This window comes from Chromobacterium alticapitis, assembly GCF_002924365.1.
Taxonomy (GTDB): domain Bacteria; phylum Pseudomonadota; class Gammaproteobacteria; order Burkholderiales; family Chromobacteriaceae; genus Chromobacterium; species Chromobacterium alticapitis.
On the sequence record NZ_PQWB01000158.1, the window covers coordinates 1 to 934 of the forward strand.

Genomic DNA, 934 nt, shown 5'->3' on the forward strand with positions numbered 1-934 from the left:
ACGCTGAGCGCCTACCTAGGGCAACGGCCGGCGAATCCGCAAGACCAAGCTAGCCACACGCTCTACGACGCTGCCGGCCGCCTGCAATACGCGGTAGACGCCGCCGGCAGCGTGACCCAGTACGAATACGACGCCGTCGGCCACGTGACGGCCAAGCGTCAGCTGGCCAATGCCGTACCGAATGGTGGCGGCGTCAAGCTGAAGAACAAGGATGGTATCTGGCATGCCATCTCCAAAGATCTGGGCGGATTTCAAGCCGGCGACATCGTCACGGCGACCATCCGCTTCAAAGCGCCGTCCGGCCTCAGCGGCCAGCTGTTCCTGGGCAATGCGAATGACCCAAATGCGGTGGGGAACCAAGTGCAGGCGGCGCCAGGCAACGACGGCTGGCAAACGCTCACCGTGACCTACCCGGCGGCGCGCGACGGCAGCCTGCAAGTGTACCTGTACAACCTGGCGAGCAACGGTGACTCCAATGCCGGCGTGGTCTACGACAACCTGCGCATCAGCAGCGTGCAGCGGCACGCTGTGTTGTCGGAAACCTTCACCGGCTTCGACGCCGCCGGCCAAGGCTGGCGGGTACAGGCCGACATCGAAGCGGTGCAAAGCAGCTTGCTGCAAGCGGGCAGCCAGGCGCAACTGGCGGCGTTCCTGCCCACTCTACAGGATCCGTCGCGCGACAAGGTGACGCGCTACGTCTACGACGCGGCGGGCCGGCAGGCTTACAGCATCGATCCTTTGGGCTATGTCACAGAACAACAGTACGACGCGGCGGGGAATGTCATCGGCACGGTGCGCTACGCCGACAAAACGCCGACCGAAACCAGCCACAGCGGCCAGCAAGCGGCGCAAGTGTGGTACCAGGCCGACACCAACAACGCCATCTCGCGCGGCGCGGGCCACTTCCAGGCCGGCGACACGGTGACGGCATCGG

The 934-nt window shown here is 65.1% G+C and carries 1 protein-coding gene; it reads left to right on the plus strand.

Annotated features, from left to right (window positions below; genetic code table 11):
* Nucleotides 1–934: RHS repeat domain-containing protein (locus C2I19_RS20070; protein ID WP_146056894.1), on the plus strand; the 934-nt coding region annotated here is incomplete at both ends.